At 55.6% G+C, this 13,575-nt stretch carries 14 protein-coding genes and 1 other RNA gene; 11 read left to right on the top strand and 4 right to left on the bottom strand.

Going from position 1 to position 13,575, the window contains the following annotated elements; genetic code table 11:
- The first annotated feature begins 104 nt into the window (after positions 1-104).
- Entirely contained in the window at positions 105-923 is an 819-nt protein-coding gene (gene cof / locus C3708_RS20855) for an HMP-PP phosphatase (protein WP_103950122.1), read from the top strand.
- Positions 924-973: 50 nt separating this feature from the next.
- On the opposite strand, the gene C3708_RS20860 is transcribed toward cof, so the two are convergent.
- Positions 974-2,020, bottom strand: a complete 1,047-nt coding sequence (locus C3708_RS20860; RefSeq protein WP_103950123.1) for a PLP-dependent cysteine synthase family protein — start codon at positions 2,018-2,020, stop codon at positions 974-976.
- 116 nt (positions 2,021-2,136) lie between these two features.
- Between C3708_RS20860 and C3708_RS20865 the strand changes: the two genes are divergently transcribed.
- From C3708_RS20865 to amtB, 5 genes are all read left to right on the top strand, one after another.
- A complete protein-coding gene (locus C3708_RS20865; RefSeq protein WP_102104285.1) occupies positions 2,137-2,595 on the top strand; it encodes an Lrp/AsnC family transcriptional regulator in 459 nt (152 codons plus the stop codon).
- Positions 2,596-2,625: 30 nt separating this feature from the next.
- Positions 2,626-4,398 (top strand): SmdA family multidrug ABC transporter permease/ATP-binding protein, encoded by a 1,773-nt coding sequence (locus C3708_RS20870; RefSeq protein ID WP_103950124.1) that lies wholly within the window; start codon positions 2,626-2,628, stop codon positions 4,396-4,398.
- Positions 4,391-6,172: a SmdB family multidrug efflux ABC transporter permease/ATP-binding protein gene (locus C3708_RS20875; RefSeq protein WP_103950125.1), complete on the top strand. Its 1,782-nt coding sequence runs from the start codon at positions 4,391-4,393 to the stop codon at positions 6,170-6,172. Before C3708_RS20870 ends, C3708_RS20875 begins: the two co-directional genes overlap by 8 nt.
- 221 nt (positions 6,173-6,393) lie before the next feature.
- Positions 6,394-6,732: a P-II family nitrogen regulator gene (glnK, locus tag C3708_RS20880; protein WP_006809867.1), complete on the top strand. Its 339-nt coding sequence runs from the start codon at positions 6,394-6,396 to the stop codon at positions 6,730-6,732.
- 35 nt (positions 6,733-6,767) lie between these two features.
- Complete coding sequence (amtB, locus tag C3708_RS20885; protein ID WP_103950126.1) at positions 6,768-8,054, top strand: ammonium transporter AmtB; 1,287 nt, start codon at positions 6,768-6,770, stop codon at positions 8,052-8,054.
- Between the two features lie 119 nt (positions 8,055-8,173).
- On the opposite strand, the gene tesB is transcribed toward amtB, so the two are convergent.
- Positions 8,174-9,034, bottom strand: coding sequence for an acyl-CoA thioesterase II (tesB, locus tag C3708_RS20890; RefSeq protein ID WP_095281018.1), 861 nt, complete (start codon positions 9,032-9,034; stop codon positions 8,174-8,176).
- A gap of 331 nt (positions 9,035-9,365) precedes the next feature.
- Here tesB and C3708_RS20900 point away from each other — a divergent pair, with 331 nt between their 5' ends.
- Positions 9,366-9,935, top strand: a complete 570-nt coding sequence (locus tag C3708_RS20900) for a YbaY family lipoprotein (protein ID WP_095281019.1) — start codon at positions 9,366-9,368, stop codon at positions 9,933-9,935.
- A gap of 33 nt (positions 9,936-9,968) precedes the next feature.
- Here the strand turns inward: C3708_RS20900 and C3708_RS20905 are convergent, their stop codons facing one another.
- Positions 9,969-10,280, bottom strand: coding sequence for an MGMT family protein (locus C3708_RS20905; RefSeq protein ID WP_103950127.1), 312 nt, complete (start codon positions 10,278-10,280; stop codon positions 9,969-9,971).
- Between the two features lie 210 nt (positions 10,281-10,490).
- Here C3708_RS20905 and ffs point away from each other — a divergent pair.
- The 3 genes from ffs (at position 10,491) to C3708_RS20920 (ending at position 11,321) form a co-directional block, all read left to right on the top strand.
- Positions 10,491-10,587, top strand: an RNA gene (gene ffs, locus C3708_RS20910) — signal recognition particle sRNA small type.
- Positions 10,588-10,857: 270 nt separating this feature from the next.
- Positions 10,858-11,109, top strand: a complete 252-nt coding sequence (locus C3708_RS20915) for a hypothetical protein (RefSeq protein ID WP_095281021.1) — start codon at positions 10,858-10,860, stop codon at positions 11,107-11,109.
- Positions 11,106-11,321 carry a hypothetical protein gene (locus tag C3708_RS20920; RefSeq protein ID WP_103950128.1) on the top strand — a complete coding sequence of 72 codons (216 nt, stop codon included), beginning with the start codon at positions 11,106-11,108 and terminating at the stop codon, positions 11,319-11,321. The genes C3708_RS20915 and C3708_RS20920 overlap by 4 nt, the downstream gene beginning before the upstream one ends.
- A 63-nt stretch (positions 11,322-11,384) precedes the next feature.
- Here C3708_RS20920 and C3708_RS20925 read toward each other — a convergent pair whose 3' ends face one another.
- Positions 11,385-12,806: a PLP-dependent aminotransferase family protein gene (locus tag C3708_RS20925; protein ID WP_103950129.1), complete on the bottom strand. Its 1,422-nt coding sequence runs from the start codon at positions 12,804-12,806 to the stop codon at positions 11,385-11,387.
- Between the two features lie 84 nt (positions 12,807-12,890).
- On the opposite strand from C3708_RS20925, the gene C3708_RS20930 reads away from it, so the two are divergent.
- Complete coding sequence (locus tag C3708_RS20930; protein WP_103950130.1) at positions 12,891-13,502, top strand: YitT family protein; 612 nt, start codon at positions 12,891-12,893, stop codon at positions 13,500-13,502.
- Positions 13,503-13,575: the final 73 nt, after the last annotated feature.

Below are 13,575 nucleotides of genomic sequence, written 5' to 3' on the forward strand. Positions count from 1 at the left end.
TTTCATAAACCCGGAACAATAATCCTCATATATTCACTATTACTTCCGTATATTGCGGGCAATACTGATACCCAGATTAACCCCATTACTTTTACGGAGTCATCATGGCGCGGCTTGCAGCATTTGATATGGACGGCACGCTCTTAATGCCGGATCACCGCTTAGGAGACAAAACCCTGAGTGCGCTGAAGCGGCTGCATGAGCGTGATATCACCCTGACGTTTGCCACCGGTCGCCATGTGCTTGAGATGCGCCACCTGCTGGGCAAACTGTCGATGGATGCATTTTTGATCACCGGCAACGGGACGCGCATCCATTCCGTCGAAGGCGATGTTTTACACCGTCAGGATCTGAACCCGGAAGTCGCGGATCTGGTACTGCACAGCACCTGGGATACCCAGGCCAGCATTCATGTCTTCAACGATACCGGCTGGCTGACGGGCGAAGAGATCCCGGAACTGCTGAAAGCGCATGTCTACAGCGGCTTTCGTTACCAGCTCACCGACTTGCGCCGTATTCCTGCGCATTCGGTGACCAAGATCTGTTTCTGCGGCGATCACGACGATCTGTGTCGTCTGCGCATTCAGCTTAACGAGGTATTAGGCAACCGTGCGCATCTCACGTTCTCTGCTGTGGAGTGCCTGGAGGTGCTGCCGGTCGGGTGTAACAAAGGTTCCGCGTTGGCGGTACTGAGCGACCACCTCGGGTTAACGATGCAAGATTGTATGGCATTTGGCGATGCCATGAACGACCGCGAGATGCTCGGTAGCGTGGGTCGCGGTGTGATTATGGGAAATGCGATGCCGCAGCTGAAGGCTGAGCTGTCGCATCTCCCGGTTATCGGACATTGCCGTAACGAAGCGGTGTCCCATTTTTTGACTCATTGGCTGGATAAACCAAACCTCCCGTATTCCCCCGAATAGTGAGACCCTTCCAGCAAGCCAGACGTCGATGTTTATCGGTCTGGCTTTTTTTATTTTGTCATCTGCGCAATCTGCGCTTTCCACGGCTCAATCTCGCCAATATTGGCTTTGACCCATTCCGCATTGTAGTAGGTATCGAGATAACGCTCGCCGCTGTCACACAGCAGGGTAACGATAGAACCGTTCCGGCCCTCTTCGCGCATCCGCACCGCCAGCTGTAATGCACCCCACATATTGGTGCCCGTTGATGCGCCCACTTTGCGGCCCAGCTGCGTTTCCAGCCAGTGTGCCGTGGCGACGCTGGCCGCATCTGGCACGCGCAGCATCTCATCGACCACATCAGGAATGAAGGACGGCTCCACGCGCGGGCGCCCGATACCTTCGATTTTGCTGCCCACCGGGCTGCGCAGGCTGGCGTCACGGTTATGCCAGTAGTCGAGGAATACCGAGTTCTGCGGGTCCACCACCATCAGTTTTGTGTCATAACCCTGACAACGAATGTAGCGGCCAATGGTGGCTGACGTTCCGCCAGTTCCCGCGCTCATGACGATGTACGACGGCTCCGGGTGAGGTTCGTTGTTCATCTGACGGAAAATACTGTCGGCGATATTATTATTCCCGCGCCAGTCGGTCGCGCGTTCGGCGAAGGTAAACTGGTCCATATAATGGCCGTTCAGCTCGCGGGCGAGCATTTCTGAGGCGGCGTAGATTTCGCAGGCACTTTCGACAAAATGACAGCGTCCACCGTAAAATTCGATCTGCTCAATTTTGCGTTTGGCGGTGCAGGAAGGCATCACAGCGATAAACGGCAGGCCAAGCAGACGGGCGAAATAAGCCTCGGACACGGCGGTTGAACCGGACGAGGATTCAATAATGGTGGTGCCTTCTTTGATCCAGCCGTTGCATAACCCGTACAGGAACAGGGAGCGCGCCAGACGGTGCTTCAGGCTGCCGGTCGGATGGGTGCTTTCATCTTTCAGGTACAGCTGAATGCCGGGAAAACCCGGCAAAGCCAGGCGGATGAGGTGCGTGTCCGCCGAGCGCTGATAGTCGGCATTAATTTCGCTGATCGCGTGTTTGACCCAGGTGCTATTCATCGTGTCTGTCCGTTTGTCATTTTGTGCCTAGCATAGCGAAAAGCACAGAAAAAATTGTTGCTATCTGGCCTTTAAAATAGAATATCAGGAGAAAATTATTCTCTGCGAGGTGGGGTATGTTAGATAAAATTGACCGTAAGCTGCTCTCCTTACTGCAAAAGGACTGCACCCTCTCTTTGCAGGCACTCGCCGATGCCGTTAATCTGACCACCACGCCGTGCTGGAAACGCCTTAAAAGACTCGAAGACGATGGTGTTTTGCTCGGGCGCGTGGCGCTACTGGATCCCGAAAAACTGGGGCTTGGACTGACCGCCTTTGTTCTGATAAAAACGCAGCACCACAGCAGCGACTGGTACTGCCGGTTTGTCACCGAGGTTTCCGATATGCCCGAAGTGCTCGGCTTCTGGCGCATGGCAGGCGAATACGACTATCTGATGCGCGTCCAGGTGGCGGACATGAAACGCTACGACGACTTCTACAAGCGGCTGGTGAACAGCGTTCCCGGCTTGTCAGATGTGACCTCAAGCTTCGCCATGGAACAGATTAAATACACCACAGCGTTACCCATTGAATAACTCAGAACAATACCTTCAGGAATTGACCGCGTGCGATTATTTGCTCAACTAAGCTGGTACTTTCGCCGGGAGTGGCGACGCTATCTCGGCGCCGTGGCCCTGCTTATTATCATTGCCATTCTCCAGCTGATCCCGCCGAAAGTGGTGGGCTATGTGGTGGACGGCGTCACGGAACAACATTACACCACCGCACGGGTGATGATGTGGGTAGGCACGCTGGTCCTGACCGCGGTGATTGTTTACCTGCTGCGCTACGTCTGGCGCGTGCTGCTGTTTGGAGCGTCCTATCAACTCGCCGTCGAACTACGCGAAGATTTTTACCGCCAGCTCAGCCGCCAGCATCCTGAATTCTACCTGCGCCACCGCACGGGCGATCTGATTGCGCGTGCCACCAACGACGTGGATCGCGTGGTGTTTGCCGCCGGGGAAGGGGTGCTTACGCTGGTCGATTCACTGGTGATGGGCTGCGCGGTACTGATCGTGATGTCGACGCAGATCAGCTGGCAGCTTACGCTCCTGGCGCTACTGCCGATGCCGCTCATGGCGCTGGCGATCAACCGTTTCGGTGAGCAACTGCACGAGCGCTTCAAACTGGCGCAGGCGGCATTCTCCTCTTTGAACGATAGAACCCAGGAGAGCATGACCAGTATTCGGATGATCAAAGCCTTTGGCCTGGAAGATCGCCAGTCGGCCCAGTTTGCCGCCGACGCCGCCGATACGGGGGCGAAAAACCTGCGCGTGGCGCGTATTGATGCGCGTTTTGACCCGACGATTTATATCGCTATTGGCACTGCCAACCTGTTGGCCATTGGCGGTGGCAGCTGGATGGTGGTCAACGGTTCCATGACGCTCGGCCAGTTGACCAGTTTTGCTATGTACCTCGGACTGATGATTTGGCCGATGCTGGCCCTGGCCTGGATGTTTAACATCGTAGAGCGCGGCAGCGCTGCGTACAGCCGTATTCGCGCAATGCTGGCCGAAGCGCCGGTGGTCAACGATGGGACAGAAACGGTGCCGGAAGGACGCGGTGTGCTGAAGGTGGCCATTGCTGAATTCTCCTATCCACAAACTGAACGCCCGACGCTCGAAAACGTCAACTTTGAGCTGCGTCCAGGTCAGATGCTCGGTATTTGTGGCCCGACAGGCGCGGGCAAAAGCACCATTCTGTCGCTGATTCAGCGTCACTTTGATGTCACCAAAGGCGATATCCGTTTTCACGATATCCCGCTGACCCGCTTACAGCTTGATGCCTGGCGCAGCCGCCTGGCCGTCGTCAGCCAGACGCCGTTTTTGTTCTCCGATACGATCGCCAATAACATCGCGCTGGGCCATCCGACAGCCACGCAGGAAGAGATCGAGCATGTGGCGCGTCTGGCCAGCGTTCATGACGATATTCTGCGTCTGCCGCAGGGCTACGCCACCGAAGTGGGCGAGCGCGGGGTGATGCTCTCGGGGGGACAGAAACAGCGTATTTCGATTGCGCGTGCACTGCTGCTGAATGCCGAAATCCTGATCCTCGACGATGCGCTCTCTGCCGTCGACGGGCGCACAGAGCATCAGATTCTGCACAATCTGCGTCAGTGGGGCGAGGGGCGCACGGTCATTATCAGCGCTCATCGTCTGTCGGCGTTGACGGAAGCCAATGAAATCTTGGTGATGCAGCACGGGCATGTTGCTCAGCGCGGGCATCACGAAAATCTGGCGGAACAGTCGGGTTGGTATCGCGACATGTATCGCTATCAACAGTTGGAGGCGGCACTGGATGACGCGCCAGACCTGAACGAGGAGGCCACTCATGCGTAAGTTTACTCAGCTGTGGCCGACGCTGAAACGCCTGCTGGCCTATGGTTCGCCGTGGCGAAAACCGCTCTCTATTGCGGTCGTGATGCTGTGGGTGGCGGCGATTGCGGAAGTGAGCGGCCCGCTGCTGATCAGCTATTTTATCGACAACATGGTCGCTAAAAGCTATCTGCCGCTGGGGCTGGTTGCCGGATTGGGGGCTGCCTATATCGGATTGCAGCTGTTGGCAGCCTCTCTGCACTACGCGCAGTCGCTACTGTTTAATCAGGCGGCGGTCGGCGTGGTGCAGCAGTTACGTACCGATGTGATGGATGCGGCGCTGCGACAGCCGCTCAGCGAGTTTGATACCCAGCCGGTCGGCCAGGTGATTTCCCGCGTGACTAACGATACGGAAGTGATCCGCGACCTGTACGTGACCGTTGTCGCTACGGTGCTGCGCAGTGCCGCGCTGGTCGGCGCGATGCTGGTGGCGATGTTCAGTCTCGACTGGCGCATGGCGCTGGTGGCAATCACTATTTTCCCGGCGGTGATGATCGTGATGATCATATATCAGCGCTACAGTACGCCGATTGTGCGCCGGGTACGCGCCTATCTGGCGGATATCAACGACGGCTTTAACGAAGTCATCAACGGCATGAGCGTCATCCAGCAGTTCCGCCAGCAGGCGCGGTTTGGTGAACGCATGGGCGAGGCGAGCCGTTCGCACTATATGGCGCGCATGCAAACCCTGCGTCTGGACGGATTCCTGCTGCGTCCGCTGTTGAGCCTGTTTTCAGCGCTGGTGCTGTGCGGTCTGCTGATGCTGTTTGGCTTCGGTTCTGGCGGCACGATGGAAGTGGGTGTGTTGTACGCGTTTATCAGCTACCTCGGGCGTCTTAACGAGCCGCTGATCGAACTCACGACCCAGCAGTCGATGCTGCAACAGGCGGTGGTCGCCGGTGAGCGTGTGTTCGAGCTGATGGACAGGCCGCGCCAGACCTACGGCGACGATGAGCGTGAACTGCAAAGCGGTGCAATTGCTATTGATAACGTCTCCTTTGCCTATCGCGAAGATCGCCTGGTGCTGCAGGATATTAATCTTGATATCCCGTCACGCAGTTTTGTCGCCCTGGTAGGGCACACGGGCAGTGGTAAAAGTACGCTTGCCAGCTTGCTGATGGGCTACTACCCGCTGACGAAAGGCGAAATCCGTCTTGATGGTCGCCCGCTCTCAACGCTGAGCCACGGCGCGCTGCGTAAAGGGATTGCGATGGTGCAGCAGGACCCGGTGGTGATGGCCGACTCCTTCTTTGCCAACGTCGCGCTGGGCCGTCCGTTCAGCGAAGCACAAGTTTGGGACGTGTTAGAGAAAGTCCAGCTTGCAGAACTGGCGCGTGAAATGAGCGACGGGATTTACACCAAACTCGGTGAGCAGGGGAATAATCTCTCGGTTGGGCAGAAGCAACTGCTGGCGCTAGCGCGGGTGCTTATCGAAACGCCGCAGGTGCTGATCCTCGATGAAGCGACCGCCAGCATTGACTCCGGTACGGAACAAGCCATCCAGCAAGCGCTGGCCGAAGTGCGCGAGCACACGACGCTGGTGGTGATTGCGCATCGTCTCTCGACGATTGTTGAGGCCGATACCATTCTGGTCCTGCATCGCGGGCAGGCCGTTGAACGCGGCACCCACCGTGAGCTGCTGGAAGCAAAAGGGCGCTACTGGCAAATGTATCAGCTGCAGCTGGCGGGTGAAGAGCTTGCCGCCAGCACGCGCGAAGAGGAGTCCCTTAGCGCCTGATGCACCAAAAATAAGCACGGCGCTAACAGGGATTTCTGTTGGTGCAAAAATGAAACGCACCCTGCACTGTCATGGTGCGTTTTTTTTATCCATTTCTTCTCAATCGCCATTTTTTGCCTTTCCCGCCTGATTTCTTCGCGTTTTCAAACTCTGGCACACCGCTTGCAATAACTCATGTGTAAACGCTGAGGCCATTATCGAATTCTGACGGGAGAGGAACTATGAAGCTGGTTACGGTTGTCATCAAACCATTCAAACTGGAAGACGTGCGTGAAGCGCTCTCTTCAATGGGGATTCAGGGACTGACGGTTACCGAAGTGAAAGGCTTTGGGCGTCAGAAAGGCCACGCGGAGCTTTATCGTGGCGCCGAATACAGCGTCAACTTCCTGCCTAAGGTGAAGATTGATGTGGCTATTGCAGACGACCAACTCGACGAAGTGATCGACGTCGTGAGCAAAGCGGCTTACACCGGAAAAATTGGCGACGGCAAAATTTTCGTTGCCGAATTGCAGCGCGTCATTCGCATCCGTACGGGCGAATCTGACGAAGCGGCACTGTAAGTAACTCCTGGCACACAGTGATAGGGATCGAGAAAATGAACAAATTAACAATCAAAACAGCTCTGGGGTCTCTGGCACTGCTGCCGAGCCTGGTGATGGCGGCTCCTGCGGTAGCCGACAAGGCAGATAATGCCTTCATGATGATCTGCACCGCGCTGGTGCTGTTCATGACAATTCCGGGCATCGCGCTGTTTTACGGCGGTCTGATTCGCGGCAAAAACGTGTTGTCCATGCTGACGCAGGTCGCGGTGACATTCGCGCTGGTGTGCGTTCTGTGGGTGGTATACGGCTACTCGCTGGCCTTCGGTGAAGGTAACGCCTTCTTCGGCAACTTTAACTGGGTCATGCTCAAAAATATTCAGCTGACCGCCTTGATGGGCAGCTTCTATCAGTACATCCACGTTGCGTTCCAGGGCTCGTTCGCCTGTATCACCGTCGGCCTGATTGTCGGCGCGCTGGCGGAACGTATTCGCTTCTCCGCCGTACTGATCTTCGTGGTGGTGTGGTTGACGCTCTCCTATGTGCCGATTGCGCACATGGTCTGGGGCGGCGGTTTGCTGGCATCTCATGGTGCGCTGGACTTCGCGGGCGGTACCGTGGTGCACATTAACGCCGCTGTTGCCGGGCTGGTTGGGGCATACCTGATTGGCAAACGCGTGGGCTTCGGTAAAGAAGCATTCAAACCACACAACCTGCCGATGGTCTTCACCGGCACGGCAATCCTGTACTTCGGCTGGTTCGGCTTCAACGCCGGTTCCGCCAGTGCCGCTAACGAAATCGCAGCCCTGGCGTTTGTGAACACCGTCGTCGCTACCGCGGGTGCGATTCTGTCGTGGGTGTTTGGCGAGTGGGTCGTTCGTGGCAAACCGTCCCTGCTGGGTGCCTGTTCCGGTGCGATTGCGGGCCTGGTTGGCATCACCCCAGCGTGTGGTTATGTCGGTGTGGGCGGTGCGCTGCTGATTGGTCTGGTCTCTGGTCTGGCGGGTCTGTGGGGTGTGACGGCGCTGAAACGTATTCTGCGCGTTGATGACCCTTGCGATGTGTTCGGTGTACACGGCGTGTGCGGTATCGTTGGCTGCATCATGACCGGTATCTTTGCGGCTACCTCGCTGGGCGGTGTGGGCTACGCAGAAGGCGTGACTATGGGCCATCAGCTGCTGGTTCAGCTGGAAAGTATCGGCCTCACCATCGTCTGGTCGGGTGTGGTGGCCTTTATCGGCTATAAACTGGCGGACATGACTGTTGGTCTGCGCGTACCGGAAGAGCAGGAGCGCGAAGGCCTGGACGTGAACAGCCACGGCGAGAATGCGTATAACGCCTGATTAAATTGAGTATTTGCTGTAGCAAAAAGCCTCCCAATGGGAGGCTTTGTTTTTCTCCCTCTCCCTGTGGGAGAGGGTTGGGGTGAGGGCACCAGACCGCACGAACTCGACCGCACAAATCACCCCCGATTGCGCATCACCCCTTCCTGCACAGTCGACGCCACCAGTACGCCATCCTGAGTATAAAACTCGCCACGCACAAACCCGCGCGCGCTCGACGCTGAGGTGCTTTCAACGCTGTACAGCAGCCACTCGTTCATATCGAACGGGCGGTGGAACCACATGGAATGGTCAATGGTCGCGACCTGCATCCCTTTTTCGAGGAACCCCACACCGTGCGGCTGCAGTGCCACCGGCAGGAAGTTGAAATCAGACGCATAGCCCAGCAGATACTGATGAACACGAAGATCTTGCGGCATCGTGCCGTTAGCACGCATCCACACCTGGCGTTTTGGCTCGGCGACGTGGCCCTTCATCGGGTTATGGAACTCGACCGGGCGGATCTCCAGCGGTTTATCGCAGAGGAATTTATCTTTCACCTGCGGCGGCAACAGATGCGCCAGCGCGCGGGCGATATCCGTTTCGGATTTCAGCTCGTCAGGTGCCGGTGCGGGCGGCATCGTTTTTTGATGCTCATACCCGGTTTCCGGGGCCTGGAACGAAGCCGTCATATAAAAAATCGGCTTGCCGTTCTGAATGGCCGCGACGCGACGAGCGCTAAAACTGTTGCCATCGCGTAGCACTTCGACGTCATAGATAATCGGTTTCGCGCTGTCGCCAGGACGCAAAAAATAGCTGTGAAACGAATGCACCAGACGATCTGCAGGCACGGTCTCTTTGGCGGCATACAGCGCCTGGCCGACCACCTGACCGCCGAAAACCTGGCGCAGGCCGAGGTCTTCACTCTGTCCGCGAAAGAGTCCTTCTTCAATTTTTTCCAGATTCAGTAATGTCAGCAGATTGTTCAGCGCTTGACTCATAGTCGTCCTCAATAAAACACCACAGCGAAAGATAGGTTGATTATACCCAAAATAATTCGAGTTGCAGGAAGGCGGCAAGCGAGAGAATCCCCAGGAGCTTACTTAAGTAAGTGACTGGGGTGAACGAACGCAGCCAACGCACATGCAACTTGAATTATGACGGGTATATAACGGAAAAAGGAAAGTGGTCCGAGAGGTGCAATAATCTGAATAATCGGCTGAAACCAGGCATAAATAAGTGATTTGTGCCACACTTAGTCACGTTATGTTTTTGTTAACGACCCGCTGGTGGGATCGATCCCGCTGGTGCATTGATGATAAGGAGAACTCAATGAAACTCGTGCACATGTTAAGTGGTTTAGCGGTAGCGGTTGCTCTGTCTGCTTGTGCAGATAAAAGTGCTGATATTCAGACGCCAGCGCCAAACCCAAATGCCGCCGGGGCGACGACGCAGCCAACCATGCAGCAGCCTAATGTTTCCGGTACGGTGTGGATTCGCCAGAAAGTAGCGCTGCCGCCGGATGCGGTATTAACGGTTACTCTGTCCGATGCTTCTCTGGCCGATGCGCCGTCAAAAGTGCTGTCGCAGAAAGCGGTTCGTACAGAAGGCAAACAGGCGCCGTTCAGCTTCGTGCTGCCGTTTAATCCGGCAGACATTCAGCCTAAAGCGCGAATCTTGCTGAGTGCGGCAATTACCGTGAATGACAAACTGGTGTTTATCACCGATACGGTACAACCGGTGATTAATGAGGGCGGGACCAAAGCCGACCTGACGCTGGTTCCGGTTCAGCAGACTGCCGTACCGATGCAGCAGGGTGGTGGTGCTGCGACGACGGTTCCGTCAACGTCGCCAACGCAGGTGAGCCCGTCTTCTGCGGTTCCAGCTCCGACCAAATACTAAGCACGACCTTTGCCCTCTCCTCACCGGGGAGGGCTAATAATCCCACCGATACTTTTGCATATCAATCTTGCCCTTACCCGATACCTGCACGCCTTCAGACAGCAATGCCTGGCGCTGGCGTTGTAAATCCGGGCCAGTAAGGGAAATTTCACCGTGACGATTCACCACCCGGTACCAGGGCAGCGCGCTGCCTTCCGGCAGACGTTTCAATACGCCGCCAACCTGACGCGCTGCACGCGGGGAGCCAGCAAGGCGCGCCACATCGCCGTAGGTCGTGACATAACCTTCCGGAATCGAGGCAATAATCTGCCACACCCGCTGGGGAAAAGAGTCGTGTTCATCCACGGATAAACTCCTGCTGAAGAGTGCGCAAAGAACCCGTGCGGGAACATGCGCGAAAGTGGCTGGTCTAAGTAAGACAGGCATAATACCTGATTATTTTCGCGGTTTGCGCAATAAACCAGCATCCGGTCATGGTTAACTTGCAATTGCGATCCTGTGCAGTGATAATGCGGCAGCGCGTTGGGTAACAGCCAACGCTCTCAATGGGGGCTCTGTTGGTTCTCCCGCAACACTACTCTGTTTACCAGGTCAGATCCGGAAGGAAGCAGCCAAGGCAGATGACGTGTGTGCCGGGATGTAGCTGGCAGGGCCCCCACCCATTTGTGCTTCCCAAACTTTTCACCACCTTGCTCAACGCCATCTACTCGCTTCTCTTTAGCATTATATCCATGAATATAAAGTGGATATGTAATATATCGTTCATTGTACTGAAATAATATTGTCATAAACCTGTAATAATAGACTGGCAAATTAATGTCGGGGTGTTTTTATTCGTTCATAAGCAAAAAATATATAAGTGGATTGCACTGGTAACTTCGTGTATTAAATAAATAACTTATTCCGAAGGGAAGTAACAAACATGGGCACTGCCGTATTAAACGTTAAAATTGATGAAGCGCTAAAAGAAAGACTTCGCCATTATGCTGAAGTGAATAACGAGAATCTAAGCGTGACTACGGAAAAACTGCTGTTGCTGGCGTTTGAAGCAGCAGAAGAGGCGGGAGTATCGGAAGAGGATATCGATAATCAACATACGGAAGAAGAGAGTGTAACTCCATTTACTCCTAAAGAAATCAAGGCACTACGCAAAATTCTGAAGAAGAGAAAATGAAACAACAACTGTCTACTGCCAACGACTACAAAGAGGCCTGCGACCTGCTTCGTTCAGGCTATGTGAAACATGTACGTCTTGGCTGGAATGTAGGAAGTGATGAGTTCTTTCGCATTGCGTCTGACTGGTGTGATACGGGCGCAAAAATAAAGAAAGAAGGAGAAAATTTTGTTATTTCTCTGAAGGGCTTTCCGATTCCTTCTCAACATTGATGACAAACCTGTGAAAACTGCTGACTGCACCTCTGCAGCCAGCAGTTTTTATTTCTCACCCGGTTATATAACGCCGCGTTTTAAAAAACTGTCGCTTTTATTCAATGTGGTCCATAAGGGTTTAATTCGCAGCAGCGCATTTTCCAGCTCCGCAGAATCCATTGAGAAAGGCATTCGCAGGTAGCGATCAAAAGCCCCCGAAAGGCCAAATCGCGTTCCGGTTCCCAGATGAATCCCCAGCGTCTCCGCTCGTGCGCCAAACTGCGTGGCCACCATGCCCGGCAGCTCCACCCAATACGACAGCCCCCCTTCTGGCTCATGAAAACGCCAGTCGGGAAAATGCTCGCGCATTAATGCACTGCAACGATTGCGGCGTTCCGTCAACATCTGGCGTCGTGCCGGGAGAAAAGAGGCGGAATTTTCAATTAACCACAGCGTCGCCAGCTGTTCCAGTAACGGTGAGCCGAGATCGAGGGTATCGCGCGTTTGGGCAAGCGTGGCAATGGTGCGCGACGACGCGCGAATCCATCCCAGTCTCAAGCCCCCCCAAAAACTTTTACCTGCTGAACCGAGCGTAATGACGTTTGCCTGCGGATTAAATGCGGCAAGCGGCGGAGGGGGAGGTGCATCAAACCACAGATCCACCATCGTTTCATCAACGACCAGCGCGGTGCGGGTTTGCGCAGCAATTGCAGTCATTTTCTTGCGGGTCGCGACATCCATGCAACGCCCGGTAGGGTTATGGAAATCCGGCATTAGATACGCCAGACGCGGCGCGGTTTGCGCCAGTATTGCTGCAAAGCCGTCGGTATCCCAGCCCGATTCCGGGAGCGCCACGCCGACGGGGCGGCAAGACGCACCCTGTATCGCCGCAATCGCCAGCGGATAGGTGGGATGATCCACCACCACCCGATCGCCTGGGCCGGTGAGCATCCGCAGCACCAGCGCAAAACCGCTGACGGCCCCGTTGACCACCATGATTTCGTCCGCCCGCGTCGGCAATCCGCGTGAGCAATAGCGCTCGGCAAGGGCTTCTCGCAGTGCTGGCAAACCTAACTGATCGTATCCCGTTTGTGAAAGATGCTGAGTCATTGCGGTGAGCGCGTGGGTGTATGCCTGATGGATTTCAGGACCGGCACTGAGCGCGGCGGTCGAGAGATCCAGCGCCACGCTCGCCGCCGCTCGCGTTGGAACGGCATGACTGTCCGGAAGAATGACGCGTGAACCGCTGCCGTGGCGACTTTCCAGATAGCCCGCATCGCGCAGATGCGCCAGCGCGCTACCGATTGTCGTGCGACTCACTGTAAGCGCCGTAGCCAGTTCACGTTCGCCGGGTAGACGCGTATCAAGAGCCAACCGCCCATCGAGGATCAGCAGGCGCAGCGCGTCGGCCAACTGACGCCAGAGCGGAGTGCGGGAAGAAGGCTGTTGCCAGTGGCCAAGCAGGCGCACCAAAGACTGACTACCAAAGCGACGAGATGACATGTGCAGTCCACTATTTGAAAACTGGACATTAATCATAAAGCCATTTTCAGCCAGGATGAAAGCATAACCTGCTGGAGAAAAATAATGCTGCGTCGCTTACTGCAACTTTACGTCGGACTGAGCTTTTACGGGCTTTCTACTGCCATGTTCGTCCGTGCCGATCTCGGTGCCGATCCGTGGAACGTGTTTCACCTGGGCGTTGCCAGACTGCTGGCAATGGATATCGGCACGGTGATGATTTTAACCGGTGCGCTGGTTCTGCTGTTCTGGATACCGCTGCGCCAGCGTCCGGGGCTTGGGACCATCAGCAACGTGATTGTCATTGGCCTGGCCGCCGATGCCGCACTGTCGTTGCTGCCTGAAATGAGCTCGCTGGTAGCCCGAAGCGTATTGCTAATCTCCGCCGTGGTGGTGAATGCTCTGGCAACCGGAATGTACATCGGCGCAGGGTTTGGCTCCGGCCCGCGCGATGGCCTGATGACCGGAATAAACGCGCGCACCGGTTGGTCGGTACGCAGCGTGCGCACCGCGATTGAAGTCACAGTCTTGCTGATTGGCTGCGTGCTCGGCGGCACCTTCGGGGTCGGAACGGTGCTGTACGCACTGACTATTGGGCCGCTGATTCAGATCTGCCTGCCGTGGTTTCGTCACAAGCCGCAGGTGACGATTGCGCCGCAGTCGGAGCAAATTGTTTAATTTGCGAAGCGCTCACATGCTTTAACAAGCGGCCTGTGCCAGAATACCGGCAACTCCCGCTGCGATGTTGAAA

The organism is Lelliottia sp. 7254-16 (genome assembly GCF_002922995.1).
Lineage (GTDB): Bacteria > Pseudomonadota > Gammaproteobacteria > Enterobacterales > Enterobacteriaceae > Enterobacter > Enterobacter jeotgali.

Coding starts and splice junctions, on each gene's coding strand:
- C3708_RS20865 (WP_102104285.1), top strand. CDS start 2,137: ATGTTAGATAAAATTGACCGTAAGCTGCTCTCCTTACTGCAAAAGGAC.
- cof (WP_103950122.1), top strand. CDS start 105: ATGGCGCGGCTTGCAGCATTTGATATGGACGGCACGCTCTTAATGCCG.
- C3708_RS20900 (WP_095281019.1), top strand. CDS start 9,366: ATGAAACTCGTGCACATGTTAAGTGGTTTAGCGGTAGCGGTTGCTCTG.
- C3708_RS20875 (WP_103950125.1), top strand. CDS start 4,391: ATGCGTAAGTTTACTCAGCTGTGGCCGACGCTGAAACGCCTGCTGGCC.
- amtB (WP_103950126.1), top strand. CDS start 6,768: ATGAACAAATTAACAATCAAAACAGCTCTGGGGTCTCTGGCACTGCTG.
- glnK (WP_006809867.1), top strand. CDS start 6,394: ATGAAGCTGGTTACGGTTGTCATCAAACCATTCAAACTGGAAGACGTG.
- C3708_RS20920 (WP_103950128.1), top strand. CDS start 11,106: ATGAAACAACAACTGTCTACTGCCAACGACTACAAAGAGGCCTGCGAC.
- C3708_RS20860 (WP_103950123.1), bottom strand. CDS start 2,020: ATGAATAGCACCTGGGTCAAACACGCGATCAGCGAAATTAATGCCGAC.
- C3708_RS20930 (WP_103950130.1), top strand. CDS start 12,891: ATGCTGCGTCGCTTACTGCAACTTTACGTCGGACTGAGCTTTTACGGG.
- tesB (WP_095281018.1), bottom strand. CDS start 9,034: ATGAGTCAAGCGCTGAACAATCTGCTGACATTACTGAATCTGGAAAAA.
- C3708_RS20925 (WP_103950129.1), bottom strand. CDS start 12,806: ATGTCATCTCGTCGCTTTGGTAGTCAGTCTTTGGTGCGCCTGCTTGGC.
- C3708_RS20915 (WP_095281021.1), top strand. CDS start 10,858: ATGGGCACTGCCGTATTAAACGTTAAAATTGATGAAGCGCTAAAAGAA.